Origin of the sequence: Dickeya sp. Secpp 1600 (assembly GCF_003049805.1) — a bacterium.
In the GTDB taxonomy this organism is placed as follows: domain Bacteria; phylum Pseudomonadota; class Gammaproteobacteria; order Enterobacterales; family Enterobacteriaceae; genus Dickeya; species Dickeya fangzhongdai.
Genome location: NZ_CP023484.1, coordinates 838,783 through 865,121, shown reverse-complemented (window position 1 = coordinate 865,121; position 26,339 = coordinate 838,783). Strand labels below are relative to the sequence as shown.

General features: G+C 50.6%; 23 protein-coding genes, 1 other RNA gene and 4 pseudogenes. 15 read left to right on the top strand and 13 right to left on the bottom strand.

Translation table 11 applies throughout. From position 1 onward, the window contains the following. The first annotated feature begins 296 nt into the window (after positions 1-296). Positions 297-1,247, top strand: coding sequence for a transaldolase (gene tal / locus CPA59_RS04035; protein WP_107758734.1), 951 nt, complete (start codon positions 297-299; stop codon positions 1,245-1,247). A 66-nt stretch (positions 1,248-1,313) separates the two neighbouring features. On the opposite strand, the gene nudK is transcribed toward tal, so the two are convergent. From nudK to grpE, 3 genes are all read right to left on the bottom strand, one after another. After that, the gene (nudK, locus tag CPA59_RS04030; protein ID WP_038917946.1) at positions 1,314-1,898 is read right to left on the bottom strand and encodes a GDP-mannose pyrophosphatase NudK; all 585 of its coding nucleotides are present in this window, start codon (positions 1,896-1,898) and stop codon (positions 1,314-1,316) included. Between the two features lie 156 nt (positions 1,899-2,054). Next, positions 2,055-3,290, bottom strand: a complete 1,236-nt coding sequence (locus tag CPA59_RS04025; protein WP_049842636.1) for an Nramp family divalent metal transporter — start codon at positions 3,288-3,290, stop codon at positions 2,055-2,057. A 392-nt stretch (positions 3,291-3,682) separates the two neighbouring features. Continuing rightward, positions 3,683-4,270 carry a nucleotide exchange factor GrpE gene (gene grpE / locus CPA59_RS04020; RefSeq protein ID WP_107758733.1) on the bottom strand — a complete coding sequence of 196 codons (588 nt, stop codon included), beginning with the start codon at positions 4,268-4,270 and terminating at the stop codon, positions 3,683-3,685. A gap of 153 nt (positions 4,271-4,423) precedes the next feature. Here grpE and nadK point away from each other — a divergent pair, with 153 nt between their 5' ends. The 3 genes from nadK (at position 4,424) to bamE (ending at position 7,503) form a co-directional block, all read left to right on the top strand. Beyond that, a complete protein-coding gene (gene nadK, locus CPA59_RS04010) occupies positions 4,424-5,302 on the top strand; it encodes an NAD(+) kinase (protein ID WP_038917944.1) in 879 nt (292 codons plus the stop codon). An 83-nt stretch (positions 5,303-5,385) separates the two neighbouring features. After that, positions 5,386-7,047 carry a DNA repair protein RecN gene (gene recN / locus CPA59_RS04005; RefSeq protein ID WP_107758732.1) on the top strand — a complete coding sequence of 554 codons (1,662 nt, stop codon included), beginning with the start codon at positions 5,386-5,388 and terminating at the stop codon, positions 7,045-7,047. A gap of 111 nt (positions 7,048-7,158) precedes the next feature. After that, positions 7,159-7,503, top strand: coding sequence for an outer membrane protein assembly factor BamE (gene bamE, locus CPA59_RS04000; RefSeq protein WP_038917942.1), 345 nt, complete (start codon positions 7,159-7,161; stop codon positions 7,501-7,503). Positions 7,504-7,559: 56 nt separating this feature from the next. Here the strand turns inward: bamE and CPA59_RS03995 are convergent, their stop codons facing one another. Both CPA59_RS03995 and CPA59_RS03990 read right to left on the bottom strand, forming a co-directional pair. Then, positions 7,560-7,853 (bottom strand): RnfH family protein, encoded by a 294-nt coding sequence (locus CPA59_RS03995; RefSeq protein WP_038917941.1) that lies wholly within the window; start codon positions 7,851-7,853, stop codon positions 7,560-7,562. Next, positions 7,846-8,280, bottom strand: a complete 435-nt coding sequence (locus tag CPA59_RS03990; protein ID WP_038661915.1) for a type II toxin-antitoxin system RatA family toxin — start codon at positions 8,278-8,280, stop codon at positions 7,846-7,848. The genes CPA59_RS03995 and CPA59_RS03990 overlap by 8 nt, the downstream gene beginning before the upstream one ends. Positions 8,281-8,435: 155 nt before the next feature. On the opposite strand from CPA59_RS03990, the gene smpB reads away from it, so the two are divergent. The 4 genes from smpB to CPA59_RS03970 all read left to right on the top strand — a co-directional run bounded on the left by smpB (position 8,436) and on the right by CPA59_RS03970 (position 12,428). After that, positions 8,436-8,918 carry an SsrA-binding protein SmpB gene (gene smpB / locus CPA59_RS03985; protein ID WP_016942314.1) on the top strand — a complete coding sequence of 161 codons (483 nt, stop codon included), beginning with the start codon at positions 8,436-8,438 and terminating at the stop codon, positions 8,916-8,918. Positions 8,919-8,964: 46 nt separating this feature from the next. Further along, positions 8,965-9,345, top strand: a transfer-messenger RNA (tmRNA) gene (ssrA, locus tag CPA59_RS03980). A gap of 184 nt (positions 9,346-9,529) precedes the next feature. Then, positions 9,530-10,726, top strand: a complete 1,197-nt coding sequence (locus CPA59_RS03975) for an integrase domain-containing protein (protein WP_107758731.1) — start codon at positions 9,530-9,532, stop codon at positions 10,724-10,726. 16 nt (positions 10,727-10,742) lie between these two features. Next, positions 10,743-12,428, top strand: coding sequence for an AIPR family protein (locus tag CPA59_RS03970; protein WP_107758730.1), 1,686 nt, complete (start codon positions 10,743-10,745; stop codon positions 12,426-12,428). On the opposite strand, the gene CPA59_RS03965 is transcribed toward CPA59_RS03970, so the two are convergent. Together CPA59_RS03965 and CPA59_RS03960 are read right to left on the bottom strand one after the other, a co-directional pair. Then, positions 12,425-12,628: a hypothetical protein gene (locus CPA59_RS03965; protein WP_107758729.1), complete on the bottom strand. Its 204-nt coding sequence runs from the start codon at positions 12,626-12,628 to the stop codon at positions 12,425-12,427. The two genes, CPA59_RS03970 and CPA59_RS03965, sit on opposite strands and share 4 nt — an antisense overlap. Before the next feature lie 323 nt (positions 12,629-12,951). Beyond that, positions 12,952-13,946, bottom strand: a pseudogene (locus tag CPA59_RS03960) (IS3 family transposase); the annotation flags it as partial. 66 nt (positions 13,947-14,012) lie between these two features. Between CPA59_RS03960 and CPA59_RS03955 the strand changes: the two are divergent. Then, positions 14,013-15,035, top strand: a complete 1,023-nt coding sequence (locus tag CPA59_RS03955; RefSeq protein ID WP_100848778.1) for an IS110 family transposase — start codon at positions 14,013-14,015, stop codon at positions 15,033-15,035. A gap of 218 nt (positions 15,036-15,253) precedes the next feature. On the opposite strand, the pseudogene CPA59_RS03950 reads toward CPA59_RS03955, so the two are convergent. After that, a pseudogene (locus CPA59_RS03950) lies at positions 15,254-15,370 on the bottom strand (transposase); the annotation flags it as partial. An 80-nt stretch (positions 15,371-15,450) separates the two neighbouring features. Between CPA59_RS03950 and CPA59_RS03945 the strand changes: the two are divergent. Then, positions 15,451-15,741: pseudogene (locus CPA59_RS03945) on the top strand (integrase core domain-containing protein); the annotation flags it as partial. Between the two features lie 37 nt (positions 15,742-15,778). Here CPA59_RS03945 and CPA59_RS22810 read toward each other — a convergent pair. Further along, positions 15,779-16,279 (bottom strand): hypothetical protein, encoded by a 501-nt coding sequence (locus CPA59_RS22810; protein WP_159077922.1) that lies wholly within the window; start codon positions 16,277-16,279, stop codon positions 15,779-15,781. Between the two features lie 285 nt (positions 16,280-16,564). On the opposite strand from CPA59_RS22810, the pseudogene CPA59_RS03940 reads away from it, so the two are divergent. From CPA59_RS03940 to CPA59_RS03930, 3 genes and pseudogenes are all read left to right on the top strand, one after another. Continuing rightward, positions 16,565-17,014: pseudogene (locus CPA59_RS03940) on the top strand (transposase); the annotation flags it as partial. 391 nt (positions 17,015-17,405) lie between these two features. Beyond that, positions 17,406-17,792, top strand: coding sequence for a thioesterase family protein (locus CPA59_RS03935; protein ID WP_049853606.1), 387 nt, complete (start codon positions 17,406-17,408; stop codon positions 17,790-17,792). Between the two features lie 773 nt (positions 17,793-18,565). Beyond that, on the top strand, positions 18,566-19,348 hold the full coding sequence (locus CPA59_RS03930; RefSeq protein ID WP_100848978.1) for a transporter substrate-binding domain-containing protein: 783 nt from the start codon (positions 18,566-18,568) through the stop codon (positions 19,346-19,348). A 227-nt stretch (positions 19,349-19,575) separates the two neighbouring features. Here CPA59_RS03930 and CPA59_RS03925 read toward each other — a convergent pair whose 3' ends face one another. Together CPA59_RS03925 and CPA59_RS03920 are read right to left on the bottom strand one after the other, a co-directional pair. After that, entirely contained in the window at positions 19,576-20,604 is a 1,029-nt protein-coding gene (locus CPA59_RS03925) for an alpha/beta hydrolase (RefSeq protein ID WP_038917933.1), read from the bottom strand. Between the two features lie 189 nt (positions 20,605-20,793). Beyond that, the gene (locus CPA59_RS03920; protein ID WP_107758728.1) at positions 20,794-22,008 is read right to left on the bottom strand and encodes an MFS transporter; all 1,215 of its coding nucleotides are present in this window, start codon (positions 22,006-22,008) and stop codon (positions 20,794-20,796) included. A gap of 381 nt (positions 22,009-22,389) precedes the next feature. Here CPA59_RS03920 and CPA59_RS03915 point away from each other — a divergent pair, with 381 nt between their 5' ends. Both CPA59_RS03915 and CPA59_RS23265 read left to right on the top strand, forming a co-directional pair. Further along, on the top strand, positions 22,390-23,280 hold the full coding sequence (locus CPA59_RS03915) for a LysR family transcriptional regulator (protein ID WP_202438431.1): 891 nt from the start codon (positions 22,390-22,392) through the stop codon (positions 23,278-23,280). A 203-nt stretch (positions 23,281-23,483) separates the two neighbouring features. Further along, a complete protein-coding gene (locus tag CPA59_RS23265; protein WP_369831420.1) occupies positions 23,484-23,825 on the top strand; it encodes a zinc ribbon domain-containing protein in 342 nt (113 codons plus the stop codon). A 36-nt stretch (positions 23,826-23,861) separates the two neighbouring features. On the opposite strand, the gene CPA59_RS03905 is transcribed toward CPA59_RS23265, so the two are convergent. Together CPA59_RS03905 and menC are read right to left on the bottom strand one after the other, a co-directional pair. Beyond that, complete coding sequence (locus CPA59_RS03905; RefSeq protein ID WP_107758726.1) at positions 23,862-24,794, bottom strand: nucleoside recognition domain-containing protein; 933 nt, start codon at positions 24,792-24,794, stop codon at positions 23,862-23,864. Positions 24,795-25,202: 408 nt separating this feature from the next. After that, positions 25,203-26,315 carry an o-succinylbenzoate synthase gene (menC, locus tag CPA59_RS03900; protein WP_107758725.1) on the bottom strand — a complete coding sequence of 371 codons (1,113 nt, stop codon included), beginning with the start codon at positions 26,313-26,315 and terminating at the stop codon, positions 25,203-25,205. Between the last annotated feature and the right edge of the window lie 24 nt (positions 26,316-26,339).

Below are 26,339 nucleotides of genomic sequence, written 5' to 3'. Positions count from 1 at the left end.
CAAGCCGATACGAATTGACTATGCTTAGAGGCCTATCCCAATAGGCGTAATTGGCGCAGCCAGTTTGGATTCGAGCAGCGCGCAGAACCCGGAGCGTACACGTAGTACGTGAGGGTTCCGAGCACTGCCCAGGTCCAAAATGGCAAGTAAAATAACCCTATTGGGATAGGCTCTTAGCCTGTGTTACGACATGGATGATCAACCTGCCGATGACTGCAATCAGAAAAAACGCATGTCATTCCGCCACAGAATCCTGCAGGGTGATTCCGCCAATTTTCTCTTCAGGGAGCCAAGCCATGAACCAACTAGACGCATTGAAACAATTCACCGTGGTAGTGGCAGATAGCGGCGATATCGAATCTATTCGCCACTTTTCACCGCAGGATGCCACCACCAATCCATCCTTGATTCTAAAAGCCGCCAGCCTGCCCGCTTACCAGCCGCTGTTTGCCGATGCGCTGGCTTACGCCCGCCAGCAGGGCGGATCCAGAGAAACGCGACTCATCAACGCCAGCGACCGTCTGGCGGTCAACATCGGCGCCGAGGTGCTGAAAAGTATTCCCGGGCGGATCTCCACCGAAGTGGATGCCCGTTTGTCGTTTGATCGCGGTATGTGTGTAGCTAAAGCACGTAAACTGGTGGCGATGTACGAGGAAAAGGACGTACATCGTTCACGTATTCTGATCAAGCTGGCGGCCACCTGGGAAGGGATCCGCGCCGCCGAAGAGTTGGAAAAGGAAGGGATCAACTGCAACCTGACGCTGCTGTTTTCGTTTGCACAGGCCCGCGCCTGCGCGGAAGCCAACGTCTATTTGATTTCGCCGTTTGTCGGCCGCATTTACGACTGGTATCAGGCCAGACAACCCTCCGCCGACTACGATGCCGAACAGGATCCGGGCGTGCTGTCGGTGCGGCGTATTTACGAGTATTACAAACAGCATCGCTATCGCACCATCGTGATGGGCGCCAGCTTCCGCAAGGTGGAGCAGATTCTGGCGCTGGCCGGGTGCGATCGTCTGACCATTGCCCCGCCGTTACTGGAACAGCTAAAAAACAGCACCGCACCGGTGGAGCGCATTCTCAGCCCGTCAACCGAAGGCTTTCATCAGCCGGCGCCGCTGTCGGAAACCGAATTCCGTTGGCAGCATAATCAGGATCCGATGGCGGTGGAGAAACTGTCCGAAGGCATCCGCCTGTTTGCCGCCGACCAGCAGAAGCTGGAAGATTTGCTAGCCGCCCGATTGTAAATAGGGTTCCGCCACAAACAACAAGGGGCCTGCCGGCCCCTTGTTATCTACAGTTTTCGTATGCCGTTAACGCACGTTGGCGAACCAACCTTTAATCTGCGCGTGCTGCAGCAGCATGATGGTTTTACCATCACGAATACGACCGTCCTTGATCATCGCCAGCGCTTCGCTAAACGGCAATTCCAGCACTTCGATATCCTCATCATCCACACCGCCGCCGTTCGTTTTACGCTGTGAATCGTCATATTCCGCGGCAAAGAAATGCACCAGCTCGGTGATGCCGCCCGGCGACATGTAGGCTTCAAACAACTTTTCCACTTCACCGATCTGGTAACCGGTTTCTTCGATCGCCTCATTTCGGATGCACTGCTCCGGCGACTGATCGTCCAGCAAACCGGCGCACGCTTCCAGCAGCATCCCGCTTTCATTGCCATTCAGGTAAGTCGGCATCCTGAACTGTCTCGTCAACACCACCGTCCCCCGGGCACGGTTGTAAAGCAGGATGGCGGCGCCGTTGCCGCGGTCATACACTTCCCGCATCTGGCGCACTATGCCGCCATTCTTACGTTTCAAATCGAACACATATTTATGCAGCACAAACCAGTGATCGGATAACAGTTGCTTATCAAGAATAGTAATGGGCGACGACATCATTGAATCTCTGTATCAAAAAATCAGTCCCAGATAATAGGACGGAGCTTGCCGGAATGCACGTGATCGTAAGATGAAAGCAGAAAAGTCGGAACCGAAAAGACAAACGCCCCCGCCCATAAACGGCGGAGGCGTCGCAAAGAACAGGCGAGCGTGTTAACCCAGCAGCGTATCCAGCAGCAGATACAGGTTGAGCGCAATCACCATACAGACGATCACTTTGCCAAGGTTCTGTACCCGGCGGCTGTTCACCAGGCACCCCATCAGTTCGCGGTTGCCGGTAAAAACCAGCAGCGGAATCAACGCCAGCGCAATACCGAAACTCAACAGCACCTGGCTCAACACCAGCACCCGGGTCGGGTTCATGCCGGACAGAATCACGATAAAAGACGGCAGCATGGTTACCACGCGGCGAACCCACAGCGGAATATGAAAGCGCACAAACCCTTGCATCACCACCTGACCGGCCAGCGTTCCCACCACGGTGGACGACAGCCCCGCCACCACCAGACTCAGGCCGAAAATAGTCGCCGCTGCCTGCCCCAGTAAGGGTTTCAGCGTCAGATACGCCTGATCCAGTTCGGCAATCGAGGTGTTGCCGCTGAAGTGAAACGCCGCCGCCGCCGTCGCCATCATCGCCAGATTCACAAACCCGGCGATGGTCATCGCCACCGCGACATCCACCTTGGTGGCGGAATAACGTTCGGCGCGGGTTATGTTGCTTTGTTGCTGTGTCAGCGATGAATGCAGGTAAATTACGTGCGGCATAATGGTCGCGCCCAGTACGCCGGCTGCCAGCAGCACCGCGTCGGAATTGGGCAGGCTCGGTATCGCCATGCCTTTCGCCAGCGACGACAGTTCCGGGCGAGAGAAAATCAGCTCGACGATATAGGCCGCCGCCACAAACAGCAGCAACCCGCCGATCACCATCTCCAGCGGCTTTTGCCCACGTTGCTGCAGCGTCAGGATCAGAAAAGTGGCAATGCCGGTGAGGATCGCACCTTCCAGCAGCGACACGCCAAGCAATAACTTAAAACCGATCGCCGCGCCGATGAATTCCGCCAGGTCGGTCGCCATAGCGATGATTTCGGCTTGCACCCAGTAAGCCCAGACAGCAGGTTTCGGGAAACGATCGCGAATATGCTCCGCCAGATTCTTGCCGGTGGCGATCCCCAGTTTGGCGGAGAGCAATTGAATCAACATCGCCATCAGGTTGGCCCACACCACCACCCACAACAGCTGATATCCATAGGCGGCGCCCGACTGAATATTGGTGGCGAAATTACCGGGATCGATATAACCGATCGCCGCGATAAAAGCCGGCCCCATCAGTGAAAGCTTGAGCTTCCGCGACGTACGGCTGACTGACTCCACTACACGACTCCCCGGCATATGAGTAACCCTTCTAACACTATTGTTTTATTACTCTCGCAAAGTTGATAATGATTATCAAGTGCATTTAGAATGGCAGTGATGATTGCTCTGATAGGTTATGATAATGATGCATTCACCCGACAAACGACACACGTTTTAATACGTAAAGATTAACAAAATATAAACAAAAAAACGATCGGTACAGCATCACGCGACTAAACGCTTTCCATGCGATAACGACAGAAAAAACGGTGTAAGCAACCGGGAAATGCTGTCGTGAAGCCAGCAAGAGAAAACGAAGGGGAATAAAAGGAGGGAAAGAGCAACAAGGCCACATTCACAGTCCGGGAAGAAGATTCACAATCCGGGAAGAAGCCTGCTGGCCGCTCCCCGGAGAAAGCCGGAAACGATTATTCCTTGGCTTTGGACACCGCGACCATCGCCGGGCGCAGCAAACGACCGTTCAGGGTATAGCCCTTCTGCATCACCATCATGACATGGTTCGGCGCGTGATCGGCTGATTCCAGCAGGGTCATGGCCTGATGAATTTCCGGATTAAACGGCACGTTCACTTCCGCCACCACGTCGATGCCGAACTTATTCACGGCGGAAAGCATCGCTTTCAGCGTCAGTTCGACCCCTTCAATCATGCCCGACAGCGCTTCATTGGATTTGTCCGCCATCTCCAGCGCACGTTCAAGGTTGTCGATCACCGGCAGCATTTCGCCCGCAAATTTTTCCAGAGCGAATTTATGCGCTTTTTCCACATCCAGCTCGGCACGGCGGCGGATATTCTCCATTTCGGCGCGGGCGCGCAACGCGCTTTCACGCTCACGCTGCTGGGCATCATTCAGTTGCGCTTCCAGTTCTGCGATACGCTCATCACGCGGGTCAGCGACATCTGTCATCTCTGGTACGGCATCCGCTTGCTGACCTTCCGCTGCTCCTTTTTGATCCAAGACTTGCTCGTCAGGCGACTTCTGTTCTTTACTACTCATGAAATTCTCCGCGTTTTTCGCATTCATCTCGCTAGTTCGCTTATTATGGGGATCAAAACCGGGGTTTCAAGGGAACCACTCACATATTATTGGTCCGGCTATCGGTCCAAAAACCGTGAGCCTCCGGTGCTCTCATGAGGATAATGCACCCAAATGAACAGATCGTTTAACTGCATTGGCATTGTCGGTCATCCACGTCATCCAAATGCCTTGACCACCCACGAAATGCTGTATCACTGGCTACGCGCACAGGGTTACCGCGTGGTGATCGAACAACAGATCGCCCGCGAGTTGCAGCTAACGGACGCCGCCACCGGCAGCCTGTCGGAAATCGGTCAGCAGGCGGACCTGGCGGTGGTGGTCGGCGGCGACGGCAACATGCTGGGCGCGGCGCGGGTGCTGTCGCGCTACGATATCAACGTCATTGGCGTCAACCGCGGCAATCTCGGCTTCCTGACCGATCTCGATCCGGATCATACCCAGCAACAGCTAAGCGAAGTGCTGGCCGGGCGCTACATCCGCGAACAGCGTTTTATGCTGGAAGCGCAGGTGTGCCGCGCCAACCACCCCAACAGCAGCAGCACCGCCATCAACGAGGTGGTTCTGCACCCGGGTAAAGTGGCGCATATGATTGAATTTGAAGTCTATATTGATGACAAGTTCGCGTTTTCCCAGCGCTCCGACGGTCTGATCATCTCTACGCCTACCGGCTCCACCGCCTATTCGCTATCCGGCGGCGGCCCGATTCTAACTCCGTCGCTGGATGCGATCGCGCTGGTGCCGATGTTCCCGCACACCTTGTCGGCGCGGCCGCTGGTGATCAACAGCAGCAGCTCTATCCGGCTGAAGTTTTCCCACATCACCCAGGACCTGGAAATCAGTTGCGACAGCCAGATTTCGCTGCCGGTGCAGGAAGGCGAAGAAGTGCTGATCCAACGCAGCCAGTATCACCTGAATCTGATTCATCCAGAAAATTACAGTTATTTCAATACATTGAGTAGCAAGCTTGGCTGGTCGAAAAAATTATTCTGAAAGTGGCGCTGGCTACTTTACTGTACAAAAAACCAGTCTATACTGTACGTAATAACAGTTGTTGTTACATACAGGACACTATCATGCTGGCGCAACTCACAATCAGTAACTTCGCCATTGTGCGCGAACTGGAAATTGATTTTCAGGCAGGGATGAGCGTCATTACCGGCGAGACCGGGGCGGGAAAATCCATTGCTATTGACGCCCTCGGCCTCTGTCTCGGCAACCGTTCCGACGCCAGCATGGTTCGACCCGGCGCCAGCCGCGCCGACATCTGTGCCCGCTTCTCGCTGGCGGATACCCCGGCCGCGCTGTGCTGGCTTGAACACAACCAGCTTGACGACAACAACGAATGCCTGTTGCGCCGCGTCATTAGCGCCGACGGCCGCTCCCGCGCATTCATCAACGGTACGGCGGTGCCGCTGTCGCAACTGCGCGAACTAGGTCAGCATCTGATTCAGCTTCATGGGCAGCACGCCCACCAGTTGCTGCTAAAACCGGAACATCAGCGCCACCTGCTGGATGCCTATGCCGATGAATCACAACTGCTCAGCGCCATGCGCCAAATCTGGCAGCAGTGGCATCAAAGCTGCCGCGAGCTGGCGCAGCACCAGCAAGCAACCATTGAGCGGGAAGCACGCCGGGAATTACTGCAATATCAGCTCAAAGAGCTGAACGAGTTTGCTCCCCAGTCAGGCGAGTACGAACAGATAGATGTCGAATACAAGCGGCTCGCCAACAGCGGACAACTGATGTCCCTCAGCCAGCAGACGTTGCAGATCCTCAGCGAAAGCGAAGACCAGAATCTGCTTAGCATGCTGCATAGCGCCAGGCACCAGCTGTCGGAACTGGTGAGCATGGATGACAAACTCTCCGAGGTATTTTCCATGCTGGAAGAAGCCAGTATTCACATCAGCGAAGCCAGCGATGAACTGCGCCATTACTGCGATCGTATGGATATGGACCCGATTCGTCTGTACGAACTGGAACAACGCCTGTCGCGCCAGCTGACGCTGGCGCGCAAGCATCACGTAACGCCGGAAGAGTTACCCGCATTCCATCAGCAGTTATTGCAGGAACAACAATTGCTGGAACAGCAGGAAAGCGATCACGAAACCCTGAATCGCGCGGTGCAAGAGTTCCATCAGCAAGCCCTACATGTGGCCGAACAACTTCATGCCCGACGCTGTCAGCACGCCAGCGAACTGGCGGAATTGATCACCACCAATATGCATGAGCTGGCAATGCCGCACGGTCATTTCACGATTAATGTGACCTTCACCCCGGACTCACTGACCGCCAACGGCGCCGACCACATCGAATTCTGCGTCACCACCAACCCCGGTCAGCCGCATCAGCCGCTAATCAAAGTGGCTTCGGGCGGCGAGTTATCGCGTATCGCGCTCATCATCCAGGTCATTACCGCCCGCAAGATGGATACCCCGGCTCTGATTTTCGACGAAGTGGATGTCGGTATCAGCGGCCCGACCGCGGCGATTGTCGGCAAGATGCTGCGCCAGCTTGGACAATCCACTCAGGTAATGTGCGTCACCCATCTGCCGCAGGTAGCAGGATGCGGTCATCACCACTACTTCGTTAGCAAACACACTGACGGCGCGGCGACCGAAACGCTGATGCAGCCACTGGGTAAGCGCGAACGTCTGCAGGAACTGGCGCGCCTGCTCGGCGGTTCCGCCGTCACCAAAAACACGCTGGCGAACGCCAGAGAATTGCTGGCGGCATAGTGAGGATCAACTTTTTCGAATTCCCGCGGTCTTACAGACGTCTTGCAGGTTTTCAAGTCAGGCAAGGTCTATTATCATCTGCAACCTATGCCCTTAAGGAATGTAATCACTATGCGCTGTAAAACGCTGACTGTCGTCGCCGCGGTGGTTGTTGTTATGTTGACTGCCGGTTGTTCCACGCTGGAACGTATAGTCTATCGGCCTGACATCAATCAGGGGAACTATCTGGCACCCGCTGACGTTGCCAAAATCCGTAACGGAATGACCAAACAGCAGGTCATCTACACGTTGGGCACCCCCATGCTGCAGGATCCGTTTGGATCAGACACCTGGTACTACGTCTTCCGTCAGCAACCGGGGCACGAAGCCGTGAAACAGCAAACGCTGACTCTGACCTTCAACAGTCAGGGCGAGCTGGCTAATGTGGACAACAAACCCACGTTGCAGACGCAGTAAGTGAACAGGCTTGGCGAGACGAGTACTCGCTGACTGGCCCCAAAAAATAAGGCACGTTACCGTGCCTTATTTTTTGAACGTTCCGCGCGCTGACGACGCAACTCTTTAGGGTCTGCCAGCAACGGCCGATAAATTTCCACCCGATCGCCATCGCTGAGAACATCGGTCAGTTTCGCCGGGCGGCTAAAAATGCCGATTTTATTGACGCCAAGGTCGATATCCGGGCGTAGGGCCAGCAGGCCGGATGCTTGAATAGCCTGCTCCGCCGTGCTCCCTTCTTCCAGCGTCAACGGTCGTAAGTACTGACGCTCCGGCAACGCGTAGACCACTTCCACGTGAATCTCAGGCACAATAGACCTCTTTGGCGCGCTGGGTGAACGCCTGCACCATATTGTTGGCCAATTCTTTGAAAATCTTGCCGAATGCCATTTCAATCAACACATTCTTGAATTCAAAATCCAGATTCAGCTCGACCTTACAGGCATCATCGCTCAGCGGCGTAAAACGCCAGTCGCCGGTCAACTGACGGAACGGACCGTCCACCAGTTGCATTAAAATACATTGGTTATCAATAAGCGTATTGCGGGTGGTAAACGTCTTGCTGATGCCGGCTTTAGACACATCAACCGCCGCCGTCATTTCACTCCCGGAGGAAGACAGTACCCGGCTACCAGTGCATCCAGGCAGAAAGGCCGGGTAAGACGAGACATCATTCACTAATTTATACATCTGCTCGGCACTGAACGGGACCAGCGCAGACCGGCTGATTTTAGGCATACAATTTTCCGTGATTCATAAAACGCGCAAAATAATACCATCGATGAGCGGTCAGACAAAAATTCTGCGAGGGGCATCGCACCCGTTCACAAAGAACGGTATGAATCCCGGCGAGGGATTTCATTCACGACGACAACCAGTATAATGACGGCACTATGACAAAGAAAAAAGCACATAAACCCGGTTCTGCCACCATTGCGCTCAACAAGCGCGCCCGCCATGAATACTTCATAGAAGAAGAGATTGAAGCGGGATTGGCACTTCAGGGGTGGGAAGTCAAATCACTGCGCGCAGGCAAAGCCAATATCAGCGACAGCTATGTGTTGATGCGTGATGGCGAAGCTTACCTTTTCGGCGCCACATTCACTCCGTTGCACGGCGCCTCCAGCCACGTGGTCTGCGATCCGACGCGTACCCGCAAACTGCTGCTGAACCAGCGCGAGCTGGACTCGTTGTACGGTCGTGTCAACCGCGAAGGCTATACGGTAGTGGCGCTGTCGCTGTACTGGAAAAATGCCTGGTGCAAGGTCAAGATTGGCGTAGCTAAGGGTAAGAAAGAACACGACAAACGTGACGATATCAAAGAGCGCGAATGGAAGTTGGACAAAGCGCGCATCATGAAAAATGCCGCCCGCTAACGGTAGATTAGCGAGTCATCTTTCTGTTATAATAGTGAAATATCTTGGGGCTGATTCTGGATTCGACGGGATTCGCGAAACCCAAGGTGCATGCCGAGGGGCGGTTGGCCTCGTAAAAAGCCGCAAAAAAATAGTCGCAAACGACGAAACTTACGCACCTGCTGCTATCGCAGCTTAATCAGCCTAAGAAACTGAAGGTGTCCTCTCTCCCTAGCCTCCGCTCTTAGGACGGGGATCAAGAGAGGTCAAACCCAAAAGAGATCGCGTGGATGCCCTGCCTGGGGTTGAAGCGTTAAATCCAATCAGGCTAGTTTGTTAGTGGCGTGTCTGTCCGCAGCTGGCAAGCGAATGTAAAGACCAGACTAAGCATGTAGTACCGACGGTGTAGGAATTTCGGACGCGGGTTCAACTCCCGCCAGCTCCACCACTTACATATCCGGATACGTCCGGGAAAGTCCTTAAAGCCCGCATCCCACCTAGGTTTGCGGGCTTTTTTGTTTCTATCATTATCCGACGATATCCGGCTAAATCCGCTGATGATTGGTATACGAATTGGTATACGGTACGATATATACCAAAAAGCGTATACCAATCATTAAGGATATCTCCCAATGGCACGGACAACTCGCCCCCTTACCCACACCGAAGTGCAAAAAGCCAAAGCGGCAGACAAAGACCTGACGCTGCATGACGGCAACGGGCTATTTCTCTTAGTCAAAACCACCGGGAAAAAACTGTGGCGGTTCCGTTACCAGAAACCAACCACAGGCCAACGTACCATGATTGGGTTTGGTGCTTACCCGGCATTGTCATTAGCCGATGTCCGCGCCATGAGAGACGAAAAACTGTCGTTGTTAGCCAAGGGAATAGATCCACAGGAAAAGGTGGCTAAGGAAGCCGAAGAAGCGCAAATCGCCGTAGAAAGCCTTTTCATCAATGTGGCGCGTAGCTGGTTCACGCTGAAACAGGCTACAGTCAGCACCGACCACGCCAAAGACATTTGGCGATCACTGGAAAAAGACGTGCTCCCGGCGATTGAAAATATCCCCATGCAACAAATCAAAGCCCGCACACTGATACAGGCGCTGGAGCCGATTAAAGCCCGTGGCGCACTGGAAACCGTCAGGCGGTTAGTACAACGCATCAACGAAATTATGGTTTACGCGGTTAACACCGGGCTGATTGATGCTAACCCTGCCTCAGGCATTGGTATGGCCTTTGAACGCCCCAAAAAACAGCATATGCCGACCATTCGGCCAGAAGAGCTACCCGCGCTGATGCGCACCATTGCGATGTCTAACCTCTCCATTCCTACCCGCTGCTTGCTGGAATGGCAATTACTGACACTTATCCGCCCGGCTGAAGCCTCCGCCACAGCATGGGCTGAGATCGATATCGAGAAAAAAACGTGGAGCATCCCGGCTGAAAGAATGAAAGCTAAGCGCGATCATATTGTGCCGCTCAGCGAACAGGCGCTGGAACTTCTCGACATCATGCACCCTATCAGCGGCAACCGGGAGTATGTTTTCCCCAGCCGTAACGATCCTAAAAAGCCGATGAACAGCCAGACCGCCAACGCAGCACTAAAACGCATCGGCTACGGTGGAAAACTGGTTGCTCATGGTTTACGCTCAATAGCCAGCACCGCCATGAATGAAACCGGTTTTAATCCTTATGTGATTGAAGCGGCGTTAGCGCATTGTGATAAGAATGAGGTTCGACGAGCTTATAACCGCTCAACATATATCACTCAACGAGTAGAGTTAATGTCATGGTGGGGATGTTATGTTAATGATGCGAACAAATAAAACAAAGGAGTTTAATGTGTCAAAAAAAACAAATGACCAAATAATACTTGAACAAATACTAAAAGATAAAAAAAGTGAACTTGGCATTGACATTAAAGATTCTGAGTTTTTTGAATTATATTCTGCATCAGAGATACTAAAAGATTACGATGTCACATATGATGATATTGAATACGGCATTGTTGGTAATGGTGGTGACGGTGGCATTGACTCTATTTTTACCTTTGTTAATGGTGAGTTACAAAAAGAAGATACTCAACTCAATACTCAAATGCGGAAAAACCATATTGAATTAGTTATAATTCAATCAAAAACATCTCCAACCTTTAAAGAAGATGCGATTATTAAATTCCGAGAAACCATTCAAGACTTGTTTGATCTGGGTAATGAACTCGAAAAATTCAAACAACGCTACAATTCGCTTTTATTAGAAAAAGTCACTTTATTTAGAAATGCATACTCAAAACTAGCTAAAACATTCCCTACCATTGTAATTAAATTCTTTTATTCAGCTCAGGGTATGGATTCTGATATTCATCAGAATGTCATTGATAAAGCAGGTAAACTACAAGAAGATATACGTAAATTGTTTAGTGGCTCAGTTTGCGAATTCAATTTCATTGGGGCCACTACCCTTTTAGAAATGAGCAGAAATATACCTGCCAGCTCTCGCATACTAGAAGTTTCTGAGCAGCCTATCAGTACATCTGCTGGTAGTTATGTTTGCTTAGCATCACTGACAAAGTATTATGAGTTTGTCAGTGATAATGGCTCACTCGCAAGAAGTATTTTTGAATCTAACGTGCGTGACTACCAAGGCAGCGTAACTGTAAACACTGGAATTCGTCTGACACTTCAGAATATGAAATCTGATGATTTCTGGTACTTGAATAATGGCGTCACAATTATCACACCTAAAGCAGTAAGTGCTGGGAAACAATTAACCATAGAAGACCCACAAATAGTTAACGGACTTCAAACCTCCCATGAAATATACCGACACTTCTCAAACGCAGGAGATACTATAGATGATAAGAGATCCATTCTTATTAGAATAATTTGTGAAGAAAACGAAGGGGCTCGCGATAGAATAATTCGTGCAACTAACAGTCAGACCGCAATCTTACCAGCTTCTCTCAGAAGCTCTGATGAGATACATAGAAATATAGAAGATTATTTTAAAGCTAACGATTTCTATTATGATCGCAAGAAGAACTTTTACAAAAACCTTGGAAAGCCCGCTTCAAAAATAATAAGCATTGCATATTTAGCACAAGCGATGATGACCATTGTTTTATTTAGACCTGATAATGCGAGAGCTCGACCCTCAACACTTATTAATTCTGACGCAGAGTATAAAAAAATATTCAGTTTAGATATCAACATTGATACATACTTAAAAGTAACACTAATTATTAAATCTACCGAATTATTTCTGAAAGCTGAAACAGATAAATATACCCCCGACCCAAAAACCACAATAAACATTAAATACTACGTTGCCATGGTTGCAACCATAAAATACCTAAGCACTAAGGAAGATATTTTATCGGCACTATCAACAGTCCCTCAGATATCCATTAGTGACGATATTTTCAATGAAAGCCTTAACACTGTATTACATCATTATCACATCTTGGGCGGGGATGATCAGGTGGCTAAAGGCGCAGCTCTAACCCCAGCAATTCTTGCATCACTTTAATCGGAAATCATCGATTTGGAGAGGCTAAGCTCTCTCCTTTTTCCCCAAGAATAAATAAAAGATATTGCGCGCAATTGTGCCCCCGCCACGCCTGCCCGCTTTATGTAGCAGTTTTCATGCAGTTGCATGGAGGCGCTCAGGCCTTGCCAATACTGGCGCGACAGGGCAAATTGAGAGGTAAGTTCCACATGCAAATTCATGCATTGTACACATGCACGATCAAAAAACTGCTAGCCAGAGAAAAAGTCTCAAAAAAAAGCCCGCGCGATAGCGGGCGATATTCTGATATTAAAATTAATGAAATGATAATTCTACTAATTAATTCAATTCTCAGTATTGTGCCCACGCGTTGTTAACGCAGCCTCTTTTTCTTTCAAGTCGCGGAAAAAATTCATTCGGCCGATCGGATTTGCCACGGGGGGAAAATCTGCATGTGCCAACGAAGGTGAATCAAGCCCCAGCACGGACAAGACTGGCTCGTTGTCCATTTCAAAGCGATAGTTATTCTGTAAGTAGACCGCTTTTAGTTCCACACACTTTTTGAGATTTCCGGTTTCTCGGCCATCAGCCGATATTCTTCCGGCGTCAGGTTATTCAGCGATTCATGGGGACGCTCGCTGTTATATTCATGCAGCCAGCGTTCTGTAATTTCACGCGCTTCATTCAGTGTTCTGAACAGGTAAAAATCCAGTATTTCTGTCCGGTACGTCCGGTTAAAACGTTCGATAAAGGCATTCTGTGTCGGCTTGCCCGGTTTAATAAATTCCAGTGCTACACCATGCTCTTCCGCCCATTGTGCCAACGTCAGCGAAACCAGCTCCGGGCCGTTATCCATCCGCATCTTTAGCGGATACCCTCGGTTTGCCACTATCCTGTCCAACACCCGAACAACGCGTTGTGCCGGTATATTCAGGTCAATTTCTATCGCCAGCACTTCACGATTAAAATCATCCACCACGTTAAACGTACGAAAACGTCTGCCGCATACCAGCGCATCATGCATAAAATCCACTGACCAGCTCTGATTCAGGTGTTCCGGCGTCGCTAATGGTGCTGGATCACGCACGGGCAAACGTTGCTTTCCTTTACGACGAAAATTCAGTTTCAGTAAGCAATAAATACGATGAACGCGTTTGTGATTCCATGCATGCCCCTGCCTGCGTAGCTTCTGGAACAACTTCTTGAAGCCGTATCGCGGATAGCGTTCCGCCATGTCGGTCAGTGCCTGAATGACCGGCTCATCACGCCGGGTGTCAGGCTGATAAAAATAGACCGTCCTGCTCAACGATAACGTCCTGCATGCCTGGCGGATGCTCATCGTAAACTGCGCGGTCAGATAACTGACGAGCTCACGCTTTATCGCTGGTTTTAAAGCTTTTTTTCAATAACATCTTTGAGTGCCCGGCACTCCAGACTGAGATCGGCAAACATCTGTTTCAGTCGCCGGTTTTCGTCCTCCAGATCTTTCATCTTTTTGATATCAGAGGCTTCCATTCCGCCAAACTTCGCTTTCCAGTTAATGGGATGGACTACCTCCTCCCCCTGCGGTTAACTGTACGAAATATGCTCAACAGGAGAGTCACCATGAATATCGTATTTCTGGGTATTGATCTGGCTAAAAATGTTTTCCAGCTTTGCGGATTAAACCAGGCTGGCAAACCGGTTTATACAAAACGTACCGGCCGAAAAGAATTACTCCAGACGGTGGCAAATATTCCTGCCTGTCTGATTGGTATCGAAGCGTCAACAGGGGCATTTTACTGGCAACGCGAGTTTGAAAAACTGGGACATAAAGTAAAAGTCATCAGCCCACAGTATGTAAAACCTTTTGTTCGTGGGCAAAAAAATGACGGTAATGATGCACAGGCGATAGCTGTGGCCCTTATGCAACCCACGATGCAGTTTGTTCCGCCTAAAAGTCCCGAACAGCAGGATATTCAGGCTCTGCACCGTGCAAGACAACGTATTGTCAATCATCGTACTGCAACCGTCTGTCAAATCAGAGGACTGCTGCTCGACCGGGGAATAACAATCGGTGCAGCGGTCTCAAGAGTTCGTCATGCAGTTCCGCTGATCCTTGAAGATGCAGAAAATGGTCTCAGTACCAGAATGCGCAGGACGATTGCAGAACTCTATGATCTCTTTAACGATCTTGGTCGTCGCATAAACTTTTTTGATAAAGAAATAGAGGCTGTGTTCAGGCAATCTGAAGCCTGCCAGCGCATTGCCAAAGTTAAAGGTATTGGTCCTAAAACGGCAACGGCTGTTGTTGCCGCTATTGGCAAAGGAACTGAATTTAAAAATGGTCGTCACTTCGCCGCGTGGCTTGGTCTGGTTCCCCGGCAACACTCAAGTGGTGACAGGCAAGTTCTCATGAATATGACGAAAAAAGGCGACAAGCATCTGCGGACTCTTTTTATTCATGGTGCCCGCGCTGTCGTCAGGGTTGCCACGAATAAGAATGATAGCTGTCTGCATCAGTGGGTTAATCAGTTGAGGGAACGGCGAGGGTTTAATAAAACGACCGTGGCGGTAGCTAACAAGAACGCGAGAATAATCTGGTCGATGCTGAGAAATGATACAGAATATCAGGCAGCCGGAAGTTAATTCCCAGCCAGAAAAGTTGCAGTGTACTGAGAAATGGTGACAGGTTGCACCTGCACAATCGGAACCTGATTTTTATACTGGCCTCAGAGGCCGTCCAGTTGTTGAGGCGATCGTGTGCGGATTACCCATTTGGGCACAGGTTTTCCTGATGCCGGATAGATGTAAGCAACAACCCAAAACCAGAATCAGTGCTTGCAAAACGGAGGTAGTCCATAGATGTAGTACGAAGCCTCGGATATTCCCGCTTCGCGGCAGACGTCTTTGACGGTACGTCCGGCTTCAACGGACTTCAGGACGGCGATGATCTGGTGCTCGGTAAATCGGGCTTTGCGCATGGCGATCTCCTCAACGGGACATAATCAGTATGTCGGAAGATCTCTAAAAGTGAATGGTTCGGTTTAGTGGGATACTTACAATATCTCTGACACTGGCACAGTGGGCGGAAGAGCATGGTATAGCACTGGAATTTATTAAACCGGGCAAGCCGACACAGAATGCCTTTATCGAACGCTTTAACCGAACGTACCGAACAGAAATACTGGATTTTTACCTGTTCAGAACACTGAATGAAGCTCGGGAAATTACGGAGCGCTGGCTGCATGAATATAACAGCGAGCGTCCCCATGAATCGCTGAATAACCTGACGCCGGAAGAATACCGACTGATGGTGGAAAACGCGGAAATATCAAAAAGTGTGTGGAACTAAAACCGGCGTACTTACAAGTTCACTCCGATCCTGTCATTCATAAAAACTTAGATTTATTCAACAAAGCCATTGTATACATATATAATAAACCGCCCCATGATAAGCCAGTGACAACACCTAAACCTGCGCCCCATAGACATTGAAATGAAAAGTTTAGTAGTAACATTGAGTCCGTTTCCATAAGGTAGGTCATGGTAAATTTAAAAACAAAAGATAAAAGAATTAAAACAAGAACAAAAGGACTTCCAGTACGAGTGACTAGACCAGAGGATGCATCATATTCAACAGGTGATCCCCACAATAATGACGTTCTAATAATACAGGATAGGATTGATGTAATCATATATGTAAATATGGTAGGGTAAAAATGAAACCCATTTAGATGGTAAATGCCTGCAGATAAAAACAACACAGGTATGATGAAAAGCCTGTTCAGGGGGATTTTCCTGGGTTGTAGTGCAGAGATACCTCTTTTTAGTAAAAAAACAAAAAGAATCCACACCCATAAAGGTGTATTTGAAAATATAGTAGCAGTCATGTTTGCTCCCTCTCTTGTGCTGAACGGCATGTCTTGTGTGCAGATTACAATGACTCACCCACCGAGCTTAAACCACGCCATATTAACGACAGTAGGCAGACATCTAAGTGACAATCATCTGACAGACGTTCTGGAGCGTATATGGGAAGGAGCGAATTTGTTGAATAAATAAGATATTAGGTGATGAAGTAAATAAAAGCAGCCAAAAAATTTTGAGACTGTAATTTAAATTGTGTAATTGCCTATTTCTGATATGTTCATTCCAATAATGGAGACTGGCAAACGATGGACGAAAAGAAACTCAAGGCTCTTGCGGCTGAACTGGCTAAAGGCCTTAAAACCGAAGCTGATCTCAACCAGTTTTCCCGCATACTGACGAAGTTAACGGCCAAAGCGTCACTCAATGCTGAGCTGACCGACCATCTCGGACATGAGAAAAATTCGCCTAAAACCGGCACCAACACCCGTAATGGTTACTCGTCAAAAACATTGCTTTGCGATAACGGCGAGATAGAACTGAACACACCACGTGACCGCGAAAATACCTTTGAGCCGCAACTGATAAAGAAAACTCAGACACGCATCACACAGATGGACAACCAGATTTTATCCCTCTATGCCAAAAGCATGACCACGCGGGAAATCGTCACCACCTTCAAAGAGATGCGCGATGCGGATGTGTCGCCCACGCTGATATCTAAAGTCACCGATGCGGTTAAAATACAGGTAACAGAATTGATTGATCTATTCCCTTTGCTCAGTACCGGCTGATGGCGGACAACCCGGAACTCCCCAAAAGCGGGTGCGTTCACAGAGGAAGCCCAGAAAAACATCGTAGATACTTATTTATATCCATATAACTGGTAAAAATAAAATAATCCGGGAAGCCACCCCGTTCTTCCCGTTTTATTTTAATCCCATTTTGTTGCCTTCTTTGTGCTCTGAAAACAGAGAAAATAAATCCATAACAAATACTGGCGCCACTTTATTGATAGTATTTCATGACTCCCACCTGAGTCTCGCCTCGCTGTTTTTATCACATTGATACATTTTCGCATTTACTATACGGATTAAGTAATGTATATCAACAAGCCTGTTAGAGTAACAATCAGACCAGGATACAGAAATGTTTTCAAAGCATTATGAGGTTGAGGATAGCCATATCGATTTCCAGGGCGTAGTCGACGGTCTCTATTACCCATTTTATATGGAGTGGACGCGCCATGCGTTCATGAAAGAATCGCTAGGCGTTGATATTGAAGAGGAGTTCAAGCAGGGCAAAGTCTATATGGTACTTGAGTATTCTCTGCGCTTCCGTAAAAGCCTGCAAAAAGGCGATCGGTTAGAGGTTACCTGTCAGTTGGAAAAAAACGAAAAGCGCAATCGCGTCAATTTTGTTCAGCAGATTAAGGTTGATGGCGTAACGTACGCAGAAGCCACCTTTGTCGCTACTTGCCTGGTCAACGGCCGTCCCTCCATGCCAGAAGCCGTGACGAATGCGCTAGCGGACTAAGATATAGATGTTATCAAGGGCAAAATACCCGCCCTTGATAACAAAATTTCCCTTAACACAGCCGCGAACGCGCCTATAACATTGCATAATCGCGCGACACCTGCTTTTACTGCTCAGGTGGCAATGGTACCAACACCCTGCCGGCCGAAAACAAAGGCTGTCCAGAGATGTTGCTCTCATATCTCTTTAACCAGATCACCGCACAAAACAAGCTCACGCCCAATGGCCTCAGCAGCGAAAGACAGCGTGTCATTATCGCCAACGGTACACAAATCCTTTCGCGGTAGCGACATTCGATGATTCATCATTTTTACATCCTGAAAACAAAATAATAACTATTTGTTATTATTTCACGTATAACTTAACATCAATTTTCCGGATGTGGGCTAAAGATGATGCAGTGTCTGGCGTTTTTCCTGTCTTCACTATTTATATGCCGTACGGTCTTTGTCGGTTCAGCGTCGGCTGCACCGCTCGATTCCCGGCCGCCTTTGCTTAGTGAACGCATGCTTTTAATGACGGGAAAGGCGCCGTTTTTCTTTCCGGGCCGGTACACATCTCTATCGGAGTTACTGGCCAGCCCCAGCTGTGGTAGAGGTTGTTTTGCAACGCCTGCTAACGCGCCTTCCGGAAATGCGACCGGTGATGCCCGAACTCAGACGGAATTAACAGGGCAAACCAGCGCGGTGTCGGCTCATTTCCTATCGCTGGTAATGATATGAATACCGAATATTTATATTCAATTTTATACGGTTAAAAGAGGTGTTATTGCCATGTTCAGAAAATTTTCGCTCCTGAAAATCATTGTCATTCTTACTATTTCACCATTTGCATTTGCCAAACAGGACATAATTCGTATTGGCGTCGATTTGACTTATCCCCCCTTTCAGAGCAGGGATAAAAATGGCAATCCATCAGGGTTTGATATCGAGATAACCGATGCCATCTGTAAATCATTAAACGCAAAATGTGACTATATCGTAAACACGTTCGATGCCCAGATTTCGGCTCTTCTCGCCAAAAAAATCGACGTTATTTCGCCACTGGGTGTGACAAAAAAGAGAAAGGAAGCTATCGATTTCAGCAACTATGTTTTTCATATACCAACCAGATTTGTCGCAAGGAAAGAGGCTAATCTTCTTCCACAGGTCGACATGCTGCGAGGGAAAAATATAGCGGTACAACAGGGAACCATTCAGGAAGCATACGCCAACAAACACTGGCAACCTGCTGGGGTTAACGTTAAAAGCTACCCAGATCAGGAAGCAATTTACGAAGATTTATATGCCGGGAGGGTTGAAGGTGCGCTGTGTCCATCGGTTGCTCTGACATTCGGATTTTTACAAACTCCGGAAGGTCAGGATTTTGAGTTAAAAGGCCCGGAAATAACCGATGCTGATTTGTTCAGTATTGGCTCAGCATACGGTATACGCCAGGGCGATACGGAAATAAAGCAGCTATTCAATCAGGGGTTGCAAAACATAATGAGCAACGGTGAATTTTCCCGCATCAAGAAACAGTATTTTGGCGATATCGATTTAAGCGTAAAAGAATAGCGCCAGGCGTAGTTAACTGATGACTTGGTAAATACCGCGCTATTCCTTTCCGGCTTAATCATTTCCCACTCCCGGCCCACTCCGAGGCCGGGAAACAGCTAGCCACGTAGCCCCAATGCCGAACTGTTCTGGCACACTACGTTTCGACGTTATTGAAATAATTTTTATGAAAAAAACCACACCGTCAGGATGTGGTTTTCTGTTAATGCAGGTAACAAACAGAGATGTTATTTCAGATTAGCTTTGAAAAATGAAGTCAATTTTGCAAATGGGATTAAATTGACACGATCATACAAATCGACATGTCCAGCCCCTGGAACAATGTACAACTCTTTTGGCTGGCCGGCACGTTTAAACGCATCTTCGCTGAATTCACGGGAATGCGCATTGTCGCCGGTAATAAACAACATCGGACGCGGCGAGATCGTTTCAATATCATTGAACGGATAAAAGTTCATGAATTTCACATTGCTTGTCAGCGTAGGATGGGTGGTCAATTCTGGTGATGAGCCTTTGGGTGTAAACTCACCGCGAGGCGTACGGTAGAAATCAAAGAACTCTTTCTCGATAGGAGTTGAGTTTGCATCAATCTTATGTACCGTACCACTGGTATATTTAGTCGGGCCACCGGTAAATTCGACATAACGTTGCTCAGCGGCCTCGGCAATGATTTTTTTGCGCTGCTCAAGCGTTAACGAATGGTGGAGCGCGTTACGGTTGGCAGACCCCATGTCATACATACTTACGGTTGCAATAGCCTTCATACGCGGATCGATTTTAGCAGCGCTGATAGCAAAGCTGCCGCTTCCGCAAATACCGAGAACGCCGATCCTGTTTTTATCAATAAACGGACGGGTGCCGAGGTAGTCTACGGCAGCGCTAAAACTTTCAGCGTACATATCCGGAGAAACGGCGTTACGCGGCTGTCCCTCGCTTTCCCCCCAGAAGGCCAAATCGATAGCCAGCGTGACAAACCCCTGCTCAGCCAATTTCTGTGCATACAGATTAGAGCTTTGCTCTTTTACCGCCCCCATAGGATGACCAACGATAATCGCCGGATTCTTGGTATTCTGCTTCATGTCTTTCGGGGTAAAAAGATTCCCCGTGACATTCATTTGATATTGGTTTTTAAAAGTCACCTTCTGCATCGTGACTTTATCACTCTGATAAAAGTTATCAGCACCATTCGACATATCCGCACCTATTGCAGAGAACGAGCTAATAATAAGCCCTAATAACATAGTAAATACTCTCATTACATTTTCCTCATTTAGAGAAACAACTAAATATGAAAAGACCTGCTCTTCAGAAGCCCTTTCAGTCAAAAAATCAGGATGGCGTTATCAATGACAAGCTGATATTTCACATCATCTTTAAGTATTCGTTGATATAGCGATTCATTTCATCGCACCGAATAAATGCAATCGCTTAATGGCGGCAATAGGTCAGCGCCGGTCCGCACGCGAGGTCAGGTACGCCAGAACGGCGGCTAACAACAGCAGGAATGCGCTCAGGGTGAACGTGCTACGGTAGCCGCTCATATCAAACAACCCGCCTCCAATAGTCGACCCCAATGCGATGGCAAACTGAATGATGGCTACCATCAATCCGCCACCCGCTTCCGCGTTTTTCGGCAACACTCTGGTCACCCAGGACCACCACCCCACCGGCGCAGCGGTGGCCACCATCCCCCACATGCAGAGCAATGCCGCCACAATAAAGAGCCGATCGCCAAACGCAATCAGCGCCACGGCAATCGCCGCCATTAACAAAGGAATAATGATTAACGTCTGGTAAAAGCCCGCCTTCAGGAAGGCGCTAATCAGCACCGTCCCGGAAAAGCCGGAAATACCTATCGCCAGCAAAATGAGTGACAGACTGGAGACATCAACGTGAGTCACCGTTTCAAGGTACGGGCGCAGATAGGTGAACAGAGCAAACTGCCCCATGAAAAAGACGCCGCACCCCGCCATCCCCAACGCAACCAACGGATGTTTAAGCAACGCAAAGACATTGCCGGAACCTTTTTCTCGCCCGCCGGCGGGCATCGCAGGAAGGCTGATCCATTGCCAGACCAAGGCAAGCAGCGCGACCGGCACCAGGCAAAAGAAAGCGCCACGCCAGCCGATCATCGCCCCCAGATAGCTGCCTAGCGGCACGGCTACGATGGTCGCCAGCGCGTTGCCGCCATTAAATATGGCCAGTGCTTGCGGCACGCGATGAGGCGGCACAAGCCGTATCGCCGTCGCGGCAGACATTGACCAGAATCCGCCGATAGCCACCCCGATGAGCGCCCGGCCGAGCAAATAGGTCGCGTAGTCCGACGCCAGCGCGATAACGGCGCCTGAAAGCAACATCAGGCCAGTCATACCCAGCAACAGCGCCTTGCGGTTCATTCCCCCCGCCAGTGACGAAATAGACAGACTTGTCAGCACTGCCAGCGCGCCGGATATGGCAATGCCCTGCCCGGCCAGCCCTTCGCTGACCCGAAGATCAGTTGCCATCGGCGTCAGCAGGCTGACCGGCATAAATTCAGACGCCACCAGTGCGAAAACGCACAGCGTCATCGCCAGTACGCCGCTCCAGTAAGCCGGTTGCTGCCCGGTATTGTGGCGGGAAAGGGCATTCCCCACCGGGATGTCATGTACTTTCGTTGTCATAAAACGGGTTATCTCAATAGATTCCAGACGCGGAATGTCTCAGCAGATGCAATACACGCGGCGCGTTTTCACATCCGTCGCAGCGTTATTCGTTTTCTAAAACCCGATTCGCAGGCAAAGCGAACCCTGCACCGGGAAATCCAGACCGGTGATACGTAACGTATTGATGTTGATAAAGCGGACGGGTTCAGCCCCGGTAATGATGACGGTTATTCCCTGACGCGTTCGCTCCTGACGGGATACGCCCGAGTTTCAGCCTCAATGCGCAGGGAATATTGTCGTCCTGAAAATGTAGAGCACATGCTATCCCTTGACTAGCTAATGAATACTTAATAAGGATATAAGTAGTGCTAATAAATCTCTGCGGGGTACACGATCATGATGAAACGCAACCTCAACGACCTGCTGTACTTCGTCACGGTGGCGCGGGAAGGTAGCTTTACCCGGGCCGCGGCACAACTTGGCGTGACGCAATCCGCACTCAGTCAGGCAATCACTGGCCTGGAGAATCGCCTGCAAATCCGGCTGCTGACCCGTACAACACGCAGCGTTTCACTCACCACCGCTGGCGAGCGCCTTTTGCTGGCGATAGGTCAACGCTTCGATGAGATTGAATCTGAACTGGATGTCCTGACGGAACTGCGCGACAAACCGGCGGGTACGGTGCGAATTACCTGCGGCGATCACGTCCTGCGAACCACCCTACTCCCCAAACTGGAGCCTTTACTGCGCGAATACCCGGACATCAACGTGGAGTTCGATATCAATTACGGCTTTCGAAATATCGTGGCGGACCGTTTTGATGCCGGGGTACGTCTGGGGGACACCATCGACAAGGACATGATTGCCGTTCCCATTGGGCCGAAGCTACGTATGGCGGCGGTAGCCTCGCCAGCCTATTTTGCCGGCCACCCCGTCCCGGAAACCCCGCATGATCTGACGGGCCACAACTGTATCAATATGCGAATGGTCAGTTCGGGAGGGCTGTATGTCTGGGATTTTGAACATCAGGGACGCCAGGTCAACGTGCGGGTGAGCGGACAACTCATTTTTAATACTTCCACTCACATCGTCGATGCCGCGCTGGCAGGGCTGGGTATCGCCTATCTGCCGGAGAAAGAGTTCGCGCCGCACATTGAGGAAGGCCGCCTGACACAAGTGCTTGACGAATGGTGTCCCCCTTTTCCCGGCTACTACCTGTATTATCCCAGTCGTCGGCAACCTTCACCGGCCTTCTCGCTGGTTGTTGATGCTCTGCGCGTCAGCCGCTAGGGCTCTGGCTGTCTCCCGCCATTGCCATCATTCCCTCACGCCGACTTGTCTTTCGGCCACACGAGTCGATGTAGCGTAATCCTGTAGTGACTTGACCCTGTAGTTTGACACTGTCGTAGCTTGACCCTGTAGTAGCTTGACCCTGTAGTAGCTTGACCCTGTAGTAACTACAGGGTGTTGAATAGACCGCATATGGCATACCGATGATGCTTACCAACTCACCATCAGGGCTAGCCATTCAGGTCATTCAAACAGTGAATACGGAGGTATCCATGGGTATTTTTGACAAATTATTGGGCGGTCATCATGGGAAGGGCCACCACGGGCATCATCATAACAACGAACATCATAGCTCGCATGGCAGTTACCCAACCGTGAACCACGCGGGAGTAAGTTGCCCAAACTGCCGGTCGCTCCATGCCCCCACCGCGCGGTTTTGCCAGCAATGCGGCTCATCGCTCGTACCGGCAGTCTGCCCGCAATGCAGCACTTCGGTACAGGCTGGCGCAAAATTTTGCGGTCAGTGCGGGAGCACCATCATCTGATGCCAGGCGGTGTCCCGCCATAGCGCGCGACACCACCTAAAACACCGCCACATGCAGCACCGCTCTGATCAAAATGCCGAACAGGGCCCCCAGCGCAGCGTAACGAAACAGTCGGGTAAAACGCGAGCCAACACCCAGAAAAATGCCGATGCCCGGTAAATCAAAGGTCTGTATCAGCAGCCCGGCGGAGGCATTGATTTGACTGGCGGTCATCTTCCCCTGCTGAATCAGGTCTGACACCACGCCAAAATAAGCGGTGCCGCCCGCCAGGCATTTCACCAGCGTCGGCATCACGAAAACAGGGGAAATATTGGCCGACGCCAGCAGCGGCGAGAAAAAGCGTTCAAGCGCCGTCACCGCGCCGGCGGATTCCAGTATGCCGACAATCGTCATGGAAAGAATCAGCATCGGCACCGATCCGAGCGCCAGCCTGATGGCGTCCGCCCCGGCGCTATTAATGATGCCGATAACGCCTCTGGCCGCCGGCTCTTCGGCAGAAACCTCGCCGGAACGCCCGCTTTCCAGCGCGGAGAGTTTGCGCCCCAGCACATGGTAGGTCAGCGCCGCTGCCGCCAGCCCGCCGATAATCGATATCACGATGGCCGCCGCCCAGTGCAGGCCAAACGGCGTCAGCGGATAAAACACGTTGCCCTGCCCCATAGCGAACACCATCGCCAGCGTCGCCGCCATATGGCGATCGGACACGCCGCGTTTTTCCATAATCGACAACGTCGCCAGCGGCGCGGCAAAACTGACAAAGTTAAGCTGAATCAGCGCAAAGGTACTCATACCGGTGAGCCCGAAGGGCTTGAGAATCGGTGCCATCCACCGAACCAGCGCATCCACGATACCTTTCGCTTCCAGAAAACGCATGATGACCAGCATCACGACCATAATCGGCAACAGTGTATACAGCGCAACGTCAACGGAGGCTTTCCCCGATGACATGATGATTCCAATCACGTTCATGTAATGTCCCAGCACGGGTGAATCTGTCCCGGCAGGTGCCGTCAACGGTACCTGCCGGGCTCTCAGTCCGGTTATTTTCGTGATAAACATCACAATATTCCAGAACGTTTTTCACCACATCCGGACAAACGCAGCGCCTGCCGTTATCCGACACCACGGGTGATTAAACAAGGAGAGACAAATCAGAATAAAGAACCGCTGAGGCTGCTCACCTCCCGGTAACAAGACAAGACGCAATGAGATTAATTCATACTTTGACGATCGCTAAAAAACGTCATTCCGGGACATTACACTCGGTATTGTCCCGCTATTGGTTATTGTGATTATTTTACGGCAGCGTTGCAGCACTGACCATGAACCAGCGGCTGTGGCGCCGCAACGAGCTGCCGCAGCCGCTTGCTCCGGTAATCAAAAGCGGATGGTTTCCTCTCCGTAGCAATAACGGGCATAAAGTTCCGGGTTGATCTCAAAGCCGATGCCCGGCTTATCCGGCACCGCCACCATGCTGTCCTGGTCCAGCGTCACTTCCGGCAGCATGAAGTCCTGCGCCCAGTAGCGTGATGACGGCGGAATGTCATGCGCCAGCAGGAAATTGGGCAGCGTCGCCACCGCAATGTTGTGCGCCTTACCCACCGCGGTATCCAACATGCCTCCACACCATACCGGCACGCCGGCATCCTGGCAGAAATCGTGGATCAGCTTGGTTTCGGTGATGCCGCCCACCCGCGCCACCTTGATATTGATGATGCGGCCGCTGCCCAGTTCGATGGCTTTGCGGGCATCTTCCACCGAAGCAATGCTCTCATCCAGGCAGATCGGCGTCTCAATCGCCGCCTGCAACTTGCGGTGATCGACGATATCGTCGTGCGCCAGCGGCTGCTCGATCATCAGCAGGTTGAATTTGTCGAACTCACGGAACAGCGGAATATCGTCCAGCGAGTAGGCGGAGTTGGCGTCCACCATCAGCGTAATGTCGCCGAATTCGCTGCGCAGCGCCTGAATATAGGCCAGATCCTTACCCGGTTTGATCTTAATCTTGATACGGCGGTAGCCTTCCTCCCGGTAGCCCGCCACCACACGCACCAAATCCGCCGGCGTCGGCTGAATACCGATACTCACGCCGGCTTCGACCCGATCGCGCACGCCGCCAAGTTCACGCCACAGCGGCGTCTGCTTATGCCTGGTGTAGGCGTCCCATATCGCGCCCTCCACCGCCGCCTTGGCGCAATTGTTGCGGCGAACCGGCGCGAAAATGTCGCGCACCTCGGAAGGATGGCGAATCTCGCCGGCCTGACGCAGCATCGGCACCAGAAAATCGCGCATGATGTGCCAGGCGGTAACGTTGGTTTCCTCGTTGTAAAACGGTAGTGAAATCGCCGAACAGTCGCCGTAACCCACCACATCGCCGCTATGCGCTTCCACCACGGTGAAGTACTTCTCCGTCTGAGTGGCAAAGCTGGTGGTAAACGGGGTTTTCAGCGTCATTTTCATCTGACGCAATACAATTTTGTCTATTTTCATCCTCTGTCCTTCACCTACACGTTT